Below are 14,435 nucleotides of genomic sequence, written 5' to 3'. Positions count from 1 at the left end.
GCCCGTCAATCGGTCCGGCCGTGGCCGGTCCCGGGCGGCGGAGCGGACTCCGGCCGTCCCGGCTGCGGAGAGCCCTCGAACAGGATGGGACGGTCGGCCGGGCCGAGGAACAGGCCGAACAGCAGCATCGCCGCGCCGAGGCCCAGATGCAGCCAGTTGTCCGCGGTGTTGACCGGAATGACGTTCGCGGTCGACTCCTTGTCCACGACCAGTCCGTACACCCACAGCGCGAGATAGACGACACCGCCTGCGATGAGGTAGGTCCGCGCGGTCATCGTCGTGCGGCCCATCGCCAGACCCGCGACGCCGAACACCAGGTGCACGGTGTTGTGCAGCCCCGAGACCTGGAACACCCCGAACAGTTCGGCGCCGGAATGGTGCCCGCTCCAGGTGAGCATGTCGTAGTTCGTGGTCACGCCCGGAATGAACCCGAGCACCCCGACCACCAGGAACGCCGCCCCGACCAGATAGGCCGCGGCCTGCACCGGGGAAACCCGCGCCCGATGCCGAGGTACAGATGCGGTGGCCATCGCTGCTCCCTTCGAGTGCCGACGATTCGCCCGTATCTTTCGAAGGTAACCGCACCGGACCGCCGCAAACAGCGCGAAGCAGTTACAACCCGGTGAGCGCGGGTATGGCGCACACAGACCTGGGCTATCGCCAGGACCGGTCCGCTTCGTCCGCCACTCTTCGTCTCCGAGGTGACCATGCATATCCGATCCGGCACCGATACGGCCGGGACGAGTGAACACGACCGCATCGCACACCCGTGGGGAACACGAACTCCGTACGGCCCCGGCCAGGCGTGGCCGGAGCGCGTGGATATGTTCCTGGCCGAAGGTGTGCGCGAGGACATGGTGGAACGCTGGGTGCCGACCGCCTCGGTGCTGCACTCCAACGGCGACGCCATGGATATCGCCGTGCACGAGGGACGCATCGTGGGAGTGCGCGGCCGCGCCGGGGATCGGGTCAACCGCGGGCGGCTGGGACCGAAGGACCTCTTCGGCTGGCAGGCCAACAATTCACCCGACCGGCTGACGGCCCCGCTGGTGCGCCGGCGCGGCAAACTGGTCGAAACCGATTGGGACACAGCCGTGTCGATGGTGGCCGAGCGGACCCGCGAGCTGCTGGGCGAGCGCGGGCCGGGCTCGATCGGCTTCTACACCACCGGGCAGTTGTTCCTGGAGGAGTACTACGCGCTGACCGTCCTGGCCCGGGGCGGCATCGGCACCAATCATCTCGACGGCAACACCCGGCTGTGCACCGCCACCGCCGGTGAGGCGTTGAAGGAATCCTTCGGATCCGACGGGCAGCCCGGCAGTTACGCCGACGTCGACCACGCCGACGTGATCGCGCTCTACGGCCACAACGTCGCCGAAACCCAGACCGTGCTGTGGGCGCGCATGCTCGATCGCCTGCGCGGCCCTAACCCGCCCGCCCTCGTCTGCGTCGATCCGCGCACCACGCAGGTGGCGCGCGCGGCCACCGTCCATCTGGCGCCCCGCCCGGGCACCAATGTGATGGTGATGAACGCGCTGTTGCACGAGCTGATCCGCAACGACTGGATCGACCGCGACTACATCGACGCGCATACGGTCGGATTCGACGAACTGCGCAAACAGGTCGCCGACTGCACGCCCGAACGCGCGGCACAGGTCTGTGATGTGCCGGAGGCCGATCTGCGGGCCGCGGCGCGGATCATCGGCACGGGCGAGCGGGTGCTGTCGACCGTGTTGCAGGGCTTCTACCAATCCCATCAGGCCACCGCGGCCGCGGTGCAGGTCAACAACATTCACCTGATTCGCGGCATGCTCGGCCGGCCCGGCTGCGGCGTCCTGCAGATGAACGGCCAGCCCACCGCGCAGAACACCCGGGAATGCGGGGCCGACGGCGATCTGCCAGGATTTCGCAACTGGGCCAACGATTCTCACGTCGAAGAACTGGCCCGGCTGTGGAATGTCGACCCGCAACGCATACCGCACTTCAGCGCGCCGACGCATCTCATGCAGATCCTGCGCTTCGTCGAGGACGGGTCGATCCGCTTCCTCTACGTCAACGGCACCAATCCGGCGGTGTCGCTGCCCGAACTCGCGCGCGTTCGCGCCCTGCTGTCGCAGCGGCGGCTTTTTCTCGTCGTGCAGGACATCTTCCTTTCCGAGACAGCGCAACTGGCGGATGTGGTGCTGCCCGCGGCGACCTGGGGTGAGAAGACCGGCACCTTCACCAATGCCGACCGCACCGTGCACCTGTCGGAGAAGGCCGTCGAGCCGCCCGGGGACGCCCGGCCCGACCTGGACATCTTCCTCGACTACGCCCGCCGCCTGGATCTGCGCGACGCCGACGGCGCACCGCTGCTGCCGTGGCGGACGCCGGAGGAGGTGTTCGAGCAGTGGAAGCGGTGCAGCGCGGGGCGCCTGTGCGACTACTCGGCCATGACCTACGCGAAACTTCGCGCGCGCGGTGGCATTCAATGGCCGTGCACCGAGGAGCATCCGGACGGCACCGAGCGGTTGTACGCCGACGCGACATTCCGTGCGGCGCCGCAGGATTGCGAAACCTACGGTCGCGACCTGATCACCGGTGCTCCGCTGGAGCCGACCGAGTATCGCGCGCTGAACCCGGAGGGCCGCGCCGTGATCAAGGCGGCGCAGTACCTGCCGCGGCACGAGACGCCGAGCGAGGACTATCCGTATGCGCTGATCACCGGTCGTACGCTCTACCACTTCCACACCCGCACCAAGACCGGCCGCGCGCCGCAACTGCAGGCCGCCGCGCCGCAGGTGTGGGTGGAGATGGCGGCCGAGGACGCCCGGCGGGAGGGATGGGACGACGGCGACCTGCTGCGCATCCGCACCGCGCGCGGGCAGGTGACGGCCCGGCTGCGCACCGGCGCCATCCGCTCCGGCGTGGTCTTCCTTCCGTTCCACTACGGCTATTGGGATACCGCGGCCGGGGATCGCCCCGCCGGTAAGGACGGCACCGCCGCCAACGAGCTCACCCCCACCGAGTGGGATCCGGTCTCGAAACAACCGCTGTTCAAGTCCGGCGCCGCCGCTGTGGAACTCGTCCGGCCCGCCCGGCGATCCGAACGTGTCACCACACCGGCGGTCGAACTGGAGCGGAGTGCGCGATGAACGACCTGGACGCCACGCTCGCCGAGATACACCGCAGCGAGACCCATCTGGGAAAGCTGCTGATCCGCACCGCCGACCGGCACCGCACCGATCACGAGGTCCACCACGTGTGCCGGGACCTGCTGGTCTGGACCGACGACCATCGCCGCAAACTGGCCGCCGTCGGGGAAGACCGCGGTCTGCATCTGGACCCTTCGCCGGTGACGGCCGCCGGATCGGTGGAATCGGTCCGGAGGGCTCTCGGCACCCTGGTGGGGCGCCGCCATGCGCCCGCCCTGCTGTTGCTGCGCGATCTGCGCGAGATTCACAGCCACGCCGCGGTGGTCTCGGTGAACTGGGAAATCCTGGCGCAGGCGGCACAGGCGGGGCGAGACAGAGAACTGCTGGAACTGGCCTCCGACTGCCATCCGGAGACGTTGCGGCAAATGCGCTGGGCCAACGCCAAGATCAAGGAGACCGCGCCGCAGGCCGTCGCGACGCCGTGAATACCGCTGCCCACGGCGGGTATGCGCCCGCTATGACTGCCTCGATAGAGCAGTTGCTCCACACGCTCACCAAGGTGGTGAACGCGCTGCTGGCCCACGAGATCGACTTCGCGGTCGGCGGCGGTTGTGCGGTCTACGCGCGCGGTGGTCCCGCGAGCGACCACGATGTCGACATCTACGTCAAACCCGTCGACGCCGGTCGCGCCCGCGACATCCTGACCGCATCCGGGCTGCACGCCGTCGACCCGCCCGAGGACTGGCTGACCAAGGTGTACGACGGAAATACGCTGGTGGACTTGATCTTCCGGCCCAACTACCGCAACGTCGACGACGATCTGCTGGGCCGGGCGACCTGGATGCGGATCGGCCCGGCGGCGGCTCCGGTGCTCAGTGGCACCGATCTGATGGTGGACAAATTGATGGTCCTCGACCCGCACCGGCTCGACTTCACGCGGTTGCTGGCGATCGCCCGGGATCTGCGGGAACAGGTCGACTGGCGGCGCGCGCGGGAAGAAACCGCGGTGTCGCCGTACGCGCGGGCGTTTCTGGCGCTGATCGAGGATCTCGGAATCGGAGGTGAGGTCATGGCTCAGGACTCGGGCGACGAGGTGTTGCCGCAATATCTGGTCGCGAATCTGCGGCGGGCTTTCGCGGAGGACCCGCGCACCGCCGAACTCGGCGTGCAGGTGACCATCCGCGGCGCCGTGGTGGTGCTGTGCGGGGAGGTCGGCAGCGAACAGCAGCGCAGCGATCTGGAGGACATCGTGCGCGAGCACGCGCCGAAACTGCGCATTCACAACGATATTCGGGTTACCTCCACGCAGGCGCCCACCGTCGATCACGAACGGCTGAGCTGATGACGGGCGCCGAACGGACGACGGACGGGGTGGTACGCATCGCGGCGGTGGCCGATATCCACCTCGGCGCGGAATCGCAGGGGACCCTGCGCCCCGCATTGGAACGACTGCCCGAGGAGGCCGACGTCCTGCTGGTCGGCGGCGATCTCACCCGGCACGGCACTCTCGACGAGGCGCGGGTGGTCGCGACCGAACTGGGGGACCCCGGTGTGCCCGTGATCGCGGTGCTCGGCAACCACGATCACCATTCCGATCGGCAGGACGACATCACGGCCCTGCTGTGCGATCACGGGATCCGGGTCCTGGAAGGGGCCTCCACCACGGTGACCGTGGGGCCTCACTCGCTGGGCGTCGCGGGCACGAAGGGATTCGGCGGCGGCTTCGCCGGAAAGTGCGCGAGCGTCTTCGGCGAGCGGATCATGCGCGAATTCGCCTCCTACACCGTCGATCTCGCCGACGCGCTGCACGTCGCACTGTGCCGGCTGGACACCGATGTGAAGGTCGCGCTCACCCACTATTCACCCTGCGGGGACACCCTGCACGGCGAGCCGCCCGAAATCTATCCGTTCCTGGGCTCGTATCTGCTCGGTGAGGCGATCGACACCTGCGGCGGCGCCGATCTGGCGATCCACGGGCACGCCCACGCCGGATACGAGCGCGGCACCACACCGGGTGGGGTGCGGGTGCGCAATGTGGCCCAGCCGGTGATCCGCGCGGCGTACACGGTCTACGATCTGGAGGTACCGGAGCGGGCGGCGACGTCCGGTGTGCCGGCCGAGTCGGCCGAGGCCGCGCGGACTCCGGCTTGACGAGCAATTGCGGTGTTATCCGGTTGGGAAGTGCCGCCGAACTTCTGGCAATTCCCTCCGGGCTGCGGAATCATTTGTGGAGAATACTCATCGGCGGGTGCGGGCAACTGCCGCCCGAGCGGCAGGAATTCCCTTCCCGCCGATGCGGGGAAGGATTGTTCCGGGCGATCGCGAGGCGAATTCGCGCGGCCGCCCGGCCCGGGAAGGTGGAGGCGGTCCCGTTCGGGCACCGGCCACGACGCACCCCGGAGCCCGGTGGGAAGGCTGCTGCCGCGGAGGGTTTCGCAGTACCGCTGAGCTCGCCGGACCACACCTGATGAAGATCGACGAGCGGGCCGCCGCACGCACAAACTCACGTACATTCGACTGTGCAAATGTGCTTGCATCCGTAAATGTGTCCGTAAATCACGTAACAATGCGCGCGGTTGCGCATTGTTGTTGTTCTGGCTAATGTGTCCGCATCCCGGTGGCGTACATGTGACGTTTTCCTTCGCAGGCGATGTGTCGCTGCCTGTGTCCACATGTGATCGGGTGCGAGCGTGTACTGCGGGGAGGAATGCGGTAGATATCGGACAAGGGGGAACAAAGATTGGTATTCGATGACAATAAATTCTGCATCGGTGAATATTCGAGGATATCGGGGCAGGGATATCGCGACCGGTGCCGGTAGACCCGCGCTGCTGTTCAGCGCGGTCACGACCGCCATGCGGATGCGTCCGTACGCGACGGTGTCGAGCATGCACGACAGCCGGACCTTCGGCGACCTGCTCGCCGAGGTCTCGGACAAGGCCGCGCGATTCGATACGGTGTTGCGCCGTCCGCGGGCGAGAGTCCTTGTGGCCCTCGGGAATTCACCCGGATACATTTCGACGATGCTCTCGCTGCTCGCCCGCGGCGACATTCCGGTGCTCGCCAATCCGGCACTGCCGCTCACCGCGATGCGGGAGCTGATCGAGGAGTGCGGAATCGACGCCGTCGTCGCCTCCGGGCAGGCCGGCGGAATCCGGCTCGACGAGCGATCCTGGGCGCAGCGCACCGATTTCGACGGCGACCGCCCGGCCCTGCACCGCGACACCGAACTGTGCCGCGTCGCCTCCGCGCCGTCGCGGCGGCTGGTCTGTCTCGAATACTCCGCGACCGCGGTCCTCAACGCCGCCACCGCCTGGGTCGGTGCGAGCAAACTGCGGGAATCCGATCGGACGCTGTGTTTCGCAGGCCTGTTCGGGCGCTTCGGATTTCACACCGCCACCGTCGCCAACCTCGTCGCCGGCGCCGATCTGGTATTGCCGGCCGGAACCCACGCGCCGGGCAACATTCATCGTCACCTGGCCGCGGAATCGCCGACGGTCCTGGTGGCCGAACCCGCCGTCTATCAGGCCATGGTGCAGGGCACCCGGGAGGATCTGTCGGCCGATGTCGCCGCGGCACTGCGCCGGATCCGCCTGCGGCTGTCCCCGCATTCGGTCGCGTCCTCGGTGGCAGCACGGGTGCGGGCGGTATCAGGGCCGATCACCATCTGCTACGGCCTGGACGAAACCGGTCCGGTCGCATACGGCTTCGACGCCGCGGACGGGGAGTCCGGTGTCCATCTGCTGTCCGGGGTCCGCATGGAGGCCCGCTCCACCGACGGCGAACAGTACGCGCACGTGCACACCAAATCCCTGGCGACGACCTACCTCAACGATCCGGTCGAATTCGAACGCTGCCTCACCGGCGACGGCAGCTATCTCAGCCGCAGCCTGGCCGGCCTGCCCGCGTCGGTCGTCGACGCCGGCTGACCGGCGGCGGCCGTAGTTCATCCGCGCCGGGTGATGCCGTCGTCGCGCGGGCGATACACAGTCGATGCGCCGGTGCTCGACGTCTCGTGAGCACCGGGACCGATCGGCCGGTGAGGAGCCACGGTGGCGAATCGACGATCTGAGCGGATGCGGGGTCGTGCCGCGGCGGCGTGGCGCTACGTCCGCACGGCGCCGTGGACGTTCTCGTGGTTGGCGCTGCTGCTGGTGACCACGATCGTGCAGCATGCGGTGTCACTCGACGATTTGAAGATCATTCTGGGTGAGCGCTCGACGAACCTGTCGAACCTGAAGAGCGATCCGCTCCACGCCCTGGTGACGAGCCTGCTGTGGGTCGCCGGCTACTTCTGGCTGCCGTATCTGGTGCTGTACTGCGTATTCCATGCACCCGCCGAGCGGTGGCTGGGCGCCCTGCGCTGGGCGATCGTCGGATTGCTCGCCCATGTGGGCGCGACCTACATCAGCGAGGGACTGCTGGGCTGGGCGATCCGGCACGGATACGCCGACCCCGCCCTCGTCGATGTGCGCGATATCGGCGTCAGCTACTTCCTCGCCGGCATCATCGGCGTGCTGACCTACCACATCGCGTATCCGTGGCGGTGGGCGTATCTCGTGGCGGCTACGGCCTGTTTCGCCGCGCCGCCGCTGATCCATTTGACCTTCACCGGAATCGGCCACTTCTCGGCCTTCCTGATCGGGCTGGCGTGCTACCCGCTCACCCGGAGCCGCACCGCTCCGACGTGGAATCCGGCGCAGGCCCGGCGCGAGCGCCACCGTCGCGCGCGCGCAGTCTAGTTCATCGGCGCGCGTCCGGAAGGCGAAGTGGCGCTGAGTGTTTGCGGCGTGCTAAGAGAGTGGACGTGTTGTGGTCTGCGCGTGTTCATCTCCACCCTCGTGTGTCGGTACCGGCGCCCCCTCGCGGGAACCGGCGTTTCGCGTGGTGACCGGAGATATCGCGCGCACCCGGATCGCCGTGCCGGCCCGGTCGGCCTCGGACACCGCCGACACCGCGACGAGGACGACCGCCTACCGCGGCGACCTGGACGGGTTGCGCGGTGTGGCGATCGCGCTGGTGGTGGTGTTCCACATCTGGTTCGGCCGGGTGTCGGGCGGCGTGGACGTCTTCCTGGTGCTGTCGGGATTCTTCTTCACCGGACTGCTGGTGCGCCGCGCCGGACGGGGAGCCGTCGGCATCGGATTCACTGTGCGCCGGACCGGGCGGCGGCTACTGCCGGCAATGGTCGTCGTTCTGGCCGCCGTCGTCGCCGCGACCGTGTACACGCGGCCCTACACACAGTGGTCGGATCTGGCGGGACAGACCCTGGCCTCGTTGTTCTACTACCAGAACTGGCGGCTCGCGACGAGCTGGTCGGATTATCTGGCCGCCGACCCGTCGGTGAGCCCGCTGCAGCATCTGTGGTCGATGGCCGTGCAGGGGCAGTTCTATCTGCTGGCCCTCGTCGTGGTGGCGGCGGTCGCCACCGTGCTGCGCCGCACCGGCCGCACCGCCTTGCTGCGCCGCACCGGCCGCACCGCCTTGCTGCGCCCGGTCCTGGCCGCTCTGATCGCACCGGCGGCCGCCGCGTCGCTGCTGTACGCGACCCACGGGGCGGCCACTCATCAGGGCTGGAACTACTACGACAGCGGCGCGCGGCTGTGGGAACTGCTCGCCGGGGCGGCGCTGGCACTGGCCGGACCGGCCCTGCAGCTGCCGCGGATGCTGCGGGCGGTGACGGCGCTCGCCGGCGTGCTGGGCGTGCTCGCGTGCGGCTGGCTGATCGTCGACGGCGCCAACCGCTATCCCGGTCCCGCGGCGCTGGTGCCGGTCCTGGCTGCGGTGGCGGTGATCGTCTCCGGCAACAATGTCGCCGCGGCACAGATGCCGTGGCCCAATCGAATTCTCGCCTCGCGGGTGGCACAGTGGCTCGGCGAGGTCGCCTATCCGCTGTATCTGTGGCACTGGCCGATCCTCATCTTCTATCTGGCCGAATCGGGTCGTCCGCACGCCGGGCTGCGCGACGGCGCGCTGGTGGTCGCGGTGTCGCTGCTGCTGGCCTGGGCGACGCACCGGCTGATCGAACAGCCGTTGCGGTTGGGTACGCGCGGGATGCCGGTGCCGATCGCCTCGCGGCTGTATCGGCGCGGCGCGGGCACGGTGGTGTGCGTAGTGGCCGTCGTCGTGGTGGGGGCCACGGGTGCGTGGCAGTTCGGCGTGGTGCGGATGCACCCGGCGCAACCGATGCGGCCGCTGGATCCGGTGCTGTATCCGGGTGCCGAGGCGCTGGCGGCAGGGGCGCCGACACCGCAGGCCCCTATGCGGCCCACCGTCCTGCAGGCTCCGGGCGAACTACCGCCACCGACCCTCGACGGATGTATCGCCGACTGGGACACCCGCGAAGTGGTCACGTGCACCTACGGCGATGCGAACGCCACCCGCACACTGGCGGTGGTGGGTAGTTCGCATGCCGAACACTGGGTTCCGGCGCTCCAGGAGCTCGCCGCGCAGTACTCGTTCCGCATCCGGGTGTATCTGAAGATGGGCTGCCCCCTCACCCTGGCCGACGACGCCACCTACAAGGGGGAACCGATTCCCGACTGCCGCGACTGGTCGCGCGCGGTGCTGGACCGCCTGGCCGCCGACCGGCCGGAGTGGGTGTTCACCACCGGCAGCCGGCCCCGCGCCGGAACCGGGGACGAAACACCGCCCGAATACGTGGACGTCTGGTCGGCACTGGCCGAACGCGGCCTCGACACCATCACCATCCGCGATTCACCGTGGTTGCGCCACAACGAGATTCGCTACGCGGCGGCCGACTGTCTGGCCGGCGGTGGCGACCCGGTCAGCTGCGGTATGCGCCGGAGCGATGCGCTCGACCCGGTCGATCCCCAGCTCGAACCGGCCTCGCGGTATCCGAATATCTTCCCGATCGATCTGAGCGATGCGTTCTGTGACGCGTCGATCTGCCCCGTGGTCGCCGGCAATATCCTGATCTACCACGACGAACACCATCTGACCTCGAGCTATTCGCGCTCGCTGTCCGGGGCGCTGGGCCGGCAGTTGCGGCCGTTGCTGCATTGGTGGTAGTGCCGCGCGTCACGTGGGGCGACAGGGCGGCTCGATTGCCAGTACGGTATTCGCGAGTGGCTCGAGCAGGAGGTGCCCGCACGTGCTGGGCGTTGGACAGGGTGGGGCGCGCCGGTGGGTCATGGCCGGGGTTCTCGCGGTCGTCGTCGCTGGGATCGGTTTCGGTTCCGTGGAACCGGCGGCACCGGATGGGCATGCCGGCCCGGCGGTGCCCGGTCTGATCACTCAACCGGCCGAAGCCGGTGTGCCGATCCGGATCGCGTACGGCCGCGAGGCCGATACCTTCGGTGACCTGTATCTGCCCGCCGGTGGGCCGTTGTCCGGATCCTCCGGCCGGTGCCCGGTGGTCGTGCTGATCCACGGCGGCGGCTGGGCGCAGTACCGCGACCTGACCCAGTTCGCCGCGCAGGCCCGGCAGCTCGCCGAATCCGGTGTCGCCGTGTGGAATATCGAGTATCGGCGGGTCAACGGCGCCGGCGGCTGGCCGGTGACGCTGACCGACGTCGACGACGCCGTCGGCGCTCTGGCCACGGTCGTCCAGCAGCGCGCCGGCGGACGGCTCGATCTGGACAACGTCCATCTCGCCGGTCATTCGGCGGGCGGGCAGCTGGCGGCGTGGGTCGCGGGCCGCCGGACCGACGGAGCCGCGGCCTCGCGCGGGCTGCACATTCGCAGTGTGACGTTGATGGCGGCCGTACTGGATCTCGACTACGCGGTAGCCCACGGCAACGACGGTTTCGCGCGCAAACTGCTGGGCGGTCTGCCCGACGAGGTGCCCGACCGCTACCGTTACGCCTCTCCGATCGTCAATCTTCCCAGGGGCGTGCACATCACGGCCGTGCACGGCGACGCCGACCGGGTGGTACCGGTCGAACAGAGCCGCCGTTACGCCGAGGCCGCTCGCCGCGCCGGCGACCCCACCGACCTGCACGTCCTGCCCGGCGTCGGGCACGCCGAATTCACCGATCCCGGGTCGGCGGCATGGGCGGTGGCGCGGGTGGCGATTCTCGCGAGCATCGCGGAATCGGCGTAGCCGGGCACCGTCCCTGCCCCCGGTCGCCGCGACCGATAGTGTGGGTTCGTGACGATCGCGGACAGACAGTACGGCGGCCGTGCGGTGACCGAACGCCGGGCCGAACGCCGTCAGCGCTTCGTCGTCGCGGCGACGAAGGTGTTCGCCGAACGGGGCTACGCGAACTGTTCTCTCGCCGATGTGTGCGCCGCGGCCGGGCTGTCGAAACGACAGTTCTACGAGGAGTTCCAGACCCGTGAGGATGTGCTGACCGCCGCCTACGACCGGGTCCAGGACGAGGCCGCCGCGGCGGTTGTGCGGACGCTGGGCACGCTGTCGCCGGCCGATCCGGCTCGGGCGATGGCGGTGGTGCTGTCGGCCTATCTCGACTCGATCACCTCCGACCCGTACCGGGCCAAGCTGGCGTTCATCGAGGTGGTGGGCGCGAGCGACCGGATGGAGCAGCATCGCCGCGAACGCCGGCACGGCTGGGTCACCCTGCTGGAGATGGTGGTGGTCCCGATCGCGGGCCCGGGCGCGCGCCTGCGGGGTGACGCCGCCCTCTCGGCGAGTGTGCTGATCGGGGCGGTCAACGGCCTGGCCCACGAATGGTTGCTGATGCGGCCCCGACCCGACGTGAGCGAGCTGACCGACCTGCTCATCCCGGTCGCCCTGTCGTTGATCGAGACGTAAATCGCCACGACGGTCGTCGCGCCGTGTGTCGCGACTGTTCGGCGGTGCGTTCCGTTCCAGCACTCAGCCGCCGTCGCGCATCGACTGATCCGGACCTAGCGCGCGGGATCGAGTGAGTCGAGTTCGGCGCGCAGCCGGTCGACCTCCGCGGCGACCTCGTCGCGCAGTTCTTCGCGTTCGGCCAGGCTCAGTCGCAGACTCTCGATGGTCTCGTTCATCGCCGCGAGTCGCCGGTCCGCGCCCTCGAGATGCCATTCGAGCACCGACCGCCGGTCGACGTCGGTACTGGCCGAACCCACCCACTCGACCAGAAAGTCCAGCCACTGCGGTTGCTTCGGCATCGGCTCGTCGTCGTTCCAGCCGCGGCGCAGCGCGGGCTTGGGGGAGAGCACACGCTCACTGTCGCCGCCGTCGGCGGTGGGGGCGTGCAGCTGGATGAGGCTCAGCTTGCCGGCGCTGGTCACCACCGCGGTCACCCGATATCGCCCGGCGAGATGCATTCTGAGTTCGGCGGTGCCGCGGCCGTCGGCGTCCATCGCGCCCAGCCACGGCCCGTGGGCCGCGCTGAGAATCGATTCGAGGATGCCGAGCTGACCGACGCCGCGTCGCAGCCGGGTCGCTCGCTTGCGCAGCTCCTCGGTCGTGGCGGTCATCTGATCCCAGTGCATACCCACGAACATAGTGGCCCCGCCGCGCCGGTTCCCCACCTCCGGTGAAGTGGGGAACCGTCCCGATTACTCCGCAGGCGTCGCGGCCTGCGCACTTCCGCTGGAAAGCGCCTTCACCAGATCGGTGATGCCGGACGAGGAGCCGGTGCCCGTGGGGTCGGGCTCGCCGGGCGCCACCACCGGCGTCGCCGAGGTGGCGTCCGCCGCCGCGACGCCCGCGCCGCCGCACAGCACGGCCGCCGACGCGGCACCGATCAGGGTGAGAGTTCCGAGTTTCTTCATTCGGATGAGGTCCTGTTCCGTGGATGTCGTTGTGAATGCGGCTGCCGCATCGTCCAATTCACTACATCCGGGTGGATCCGGACAGCCCCGAGTGTCCGGGGCAGCAGCGCCGGGGGCCGGCACGCCTCGGTGCGCCGCAGGATTCGGCCGATGCTCGGGCGTTCAGCGACCGGTGCCGTGCAATGCCGTGGCGGTGCGGGAATTCGGTGTCGACGCCGGATCCGGGTAGGTGCCGAGCAGCCGGTCGGCGGTGCCGGAGCTGGTGACGGTGAACCAGTAGTGCTCGTTCTTGAAGTGATGCAGCCGGTGGTTGCGCCGGACCGCGGTGTAGAGGCGAGTGCGGGGCTGATAGTCGGTGTGGATCAGGTAGTGGGTCCACTCGTAGCCCAGGCCCAGTACGCCGACCACGGTGAGGAAGGTCAATCCCAGCCCGATGCGTGGAAAGGCCAGTGCCGCAACGACAACCAGCGCAGGGAAGAGCCAGAGGAAGGTCTGCCACGGGATGAAGATCAGATCGACCCGGCGTGGGTCGGCATGGTGTTCGCGATGTTTGCGCGCGAGCAGGGAATCCAGGGTGAGACGGCCGATCCGGCGGGGGCGCCAATGCAGAATGCAGACGTGGATCACCCACTCCGTCACCGGGAAGAACGCCAGCATCACGCCGGCGACCAGAGCATCGGTGAGCTGCCAGTCGCGCACCGCGATCCGGGCGGCGAGTGCGCCCGCCAGCAGTGTGGTGATGATCCACGGCGAGGGACGGCGCACGAAGACGCCGAAGGCGTCGGGCAGCGTCGTGGTCCGGCGGTGGGAGCGGGTCTCAGCGGTCATCGTCCGCACCTTCCATCGTGCGTACTACAGTGTCGAATTGTGTTGCGGCCACCCGCAACAGCGTGTCCGCGGCGGCGCGGGCCGCGGCCGGGTCGCCGCCGACGACGGCGGCGGTGAGCCGGCGGTAGTGGTCGATGCTGCCGACCTCGGCGGCCATCACACCCGCCAGCGCGACGATCGCGGGCTCGTAGACCTCGCGCAGTGTATTGAACAACAGCCGGAACACGATCGAACCGGTGCCGTCGACGATGTGGTCCCAGAACTTCAGCGCCTCGAGTTGCTGCGCGACCGGTTCCTGCTGTGCGGCAAGCGATTCCAGGCAGTCGCCGAGTTCGGCGTGCAGCTGCGGGCCGCCGTGTTCGGCGGCCAGGGCGGCTACCTCCCGGCCCAGGACCAGCCGCGCCTGCAGGATGCTCGCTACCACGGTGTGGTCGAACTCGCCGTTGCGCACGATCAGCCGCGGCAGTAGATCCAGTCCGGCCGCGCGGCGGAAGTCGCGCACCGTGGTCGCCCCGCCCTGACGCACGTCGATGAGGCCGGTGTGCGCGAGTTTGCGCAGCGCCTCGCGCACGGTCGGCCGCGACACTCCGAGCGCCTCGGCGAGCTGCCGTTCGGCCGGCAGGGTGGCGCCGGCCGGAAGTTCCCCGTCGAGGACCTCGGTCACGAGTTGGTCGAATACCGCGTCGGGCACCGTCTGCCGGTCGATCCGCTGAAAGGCCATGAACGGACGGTAATCCCGACCGCGGTCAGAGGTCAAGTGGTCAGACCAGTTGAGTTCCGAGGAAA

At 69.0% G+C, this 14,435-nt stretch carries 14 protein-coding genes; 9 read left to right on the top strand and 5 right to left on the bottom strand.

Annotated features, from left to right (window positions below; genetic code table 11):
- Positions 1 to 5: 5 nt before the first annotated feature.
- The gene (locus ACPCUW_RS08920) at positions 6 to 530 is read right to left on the bottom strand and encodes a DUF4383 domain-containing protein (RefSeq protein ID WP_063015568.1); all 525 of its coding nucleotides are present in this window, start codon (positions 528 to 530) and stop codon (positions 6 to 8) included.
- Between the two features lie 177 nt (positions 531 to 707).
- Here ACPCUW_RS08920 and ACPCUW_RS08915 point away from each other — a divergent pair, with 177 nt between their 5' ends.
- The 9 genes from ACPCUW_RS08915 to ACPCUW_RS08875 all read left to right on the top strand — a co-directional run bounded on the left by ACPCUW_RS08915 (position 708) and on the right by ACPCUW_RS08875 (position 11,871).
- Positions 708 to 3,134, top strand: a complete 2,427-nt coding sequence (locus tag ACPCUW_RS08915; protein WP_423424280.1) for a molybdopterin oxidoreductase family protein — start codon at positions 708 to 710, stop codon at positions 3,132 to 3,134.
- Entirely contained in the window at positions 3,131 to 3,619 is a 489-nt protein-coding gene (locus tag ACPCUW_RS08910) for a hypothetical protein (RefSeq protein ID WP_423424279.1), read from the top strand. The genes ACPCUW_RS08915 and ACPCUW_RS08910 overlap by 4 nt, the downstream gene beginning before the upstream one ends.
- A 32-nt stretch (positions 3,620 to 3,651) precedes the next feature.
- Positions 3,652 to 4,476: a BON domain-containing protein gene (locus ACPCUW_RS08905; protein WP_063015570.1), complete on the top strand. Its 825-nt coding sequence runs from the start codon at positions 3,652 to 3,654 to the stop codon at positions 4,474 to 4,476.
- Between the two features lie 29 nt (positions 4,477 to 4,505).
- Positions 4,506 to 5,285 carry a metallophosphoesterase family protein gene (locus ACPCUW_RS08900; RefSeq protein ID WP_423424491.1) on the top strand — a complete coding sequence of 260 codons (780 nt, stop codon included), beginning with the start codon at positions 4,506 to 4,508 and terminating at the stop codon, positions 5,283 to 5,285.
- A 620-nt stretch (positions 5,286 to 5,905) separates the two neighbouring features.
- Positions 5,906 to 7,063, top strand: coding sequence for an AMP-binding protein (locus ACPCUW_RS08895; protein WP_423424278.1), 1,158 nt, complete (start codon positions 5,906 to 5,908; stop codon positions 7,061 to 7,063).
- A gap of 147 nt (positions 7,064 to 7,210) precedes the next feature.
- Positions 7,211 to 7,876 (top strand): rhomboid-like protein, encoded by a 666-nt coding sequence (locus tag ACPCUW_RS08890; protein ID WP_423424277.1) that lies wholly within the window; start codon positions 7,211 to 7,213, stop codon positions 7,874 to 7,876.
- 142 nt (positions 7,877 to 8,018) lie between these two features.
- Positions 8,019 to 10,166, top strand: a complete 2,148-nt coding sequence (locus ACPCUW_RS08885; protein ID WP_423424276.1) for an acyltransferase family protein — start codon at positions 8,019 to 8,021, stop codon at positions 10,164 to 10,166.
- Positions 10,167 to 10,248: 82 nt separating this feature from the next.
- Positions 10,249 to 11,199, top strand: coding sequence for an alpha/beta hydrolase family protein (locus tag ACPCUW_RS08880; RefSeq protein ID WP_063910825.1), 951 nt, complete (start codon positions 10,249 to 10,251; stop codon positions 11,197 to 11,199).
- A 48-nt stretch (positions 11,200 to 11,247) separates the two neighbouring features.
- Complete coding sequence (locus ACPCUW_RS08875) at positions 11,248 to 11,871, top strand: TetR/AcrR family transcriptional regulator (RefSeq protein WP_063015575.1); 624 nt, start codon at positions 11,248 to 11,250, stop codon at positions 11,869 to 11,871.
- A gap of 95 nt (positions 11,872 to 11,966) precedes the next feature.
- Here the strand turns inward: ACPCUW_RS08875 and ACPCUW_RS08870 are convergent, their stop codons facing one another.
- From ACPCUW_RS08870 to ACPCUW_RS08855, 4 genes are all read right to left on the bottom strand, one after another.
- A complete protein-coding gene (locus tag ACPCUW_RS08870) occupies positions 11,967 to 12,539 on the bottom strand; it encodes a hypothetical protein (protein WP_146098664.1) in 573 nt (190 codons plus the stop codon).
- A gap of 66 nt (positions 12,540 to 12,605) precedes the next feature.
- Entirely contained in the window at positions 12,606 to 12,821 is a 216-nt protein-coding gene (locus ACPCUW_RS08865) for a hypothetical protein (protein WP_063015577.1), read from the bottom strand.
- Positions 12,822 to 12,983: 162 nt separating this feature from the next.
- On the bottom strand, positions 12,984 to 13,649 hold the full coding sequence (locus ACPCUW_RS08860; protein WP_423424275.1) for a sterol desaturase family protein: 666 nt from the start codon (positions 13,647 to 13,649) through the stop codon (positions 12,984 to 12,986).
- Entirely contained in the window at positions 13,639 to 14,370 is a 732-nt protein-coding gene (locus ACPCUW_RS08855; protein WP_423424274.1) for a FadR/GntR family transcriptional regulator, read from the bottom strand. The genes ACPCUW_RS08860 and ACPCUW_RS08855 overlap by 11 nt, the downstream gene beginning before the upstream one ends.
- Positions 14,371 to 14,435: the final 65 nt, after the last annotated feature.

It is taken from the genome of Nocardia sp. AB354, from assembly GCF_049538315.1.
Taxonomy (GTDB): domain Bacteria; phylum Actinomycetota; class Actinomycetes; order Mycobacteriales; family Mycobacteriaceae; genus Nocardia; species Nocardia nova.
This window is presented reverse-complemented; position numbering and strand designations above follow the sequence as displayed.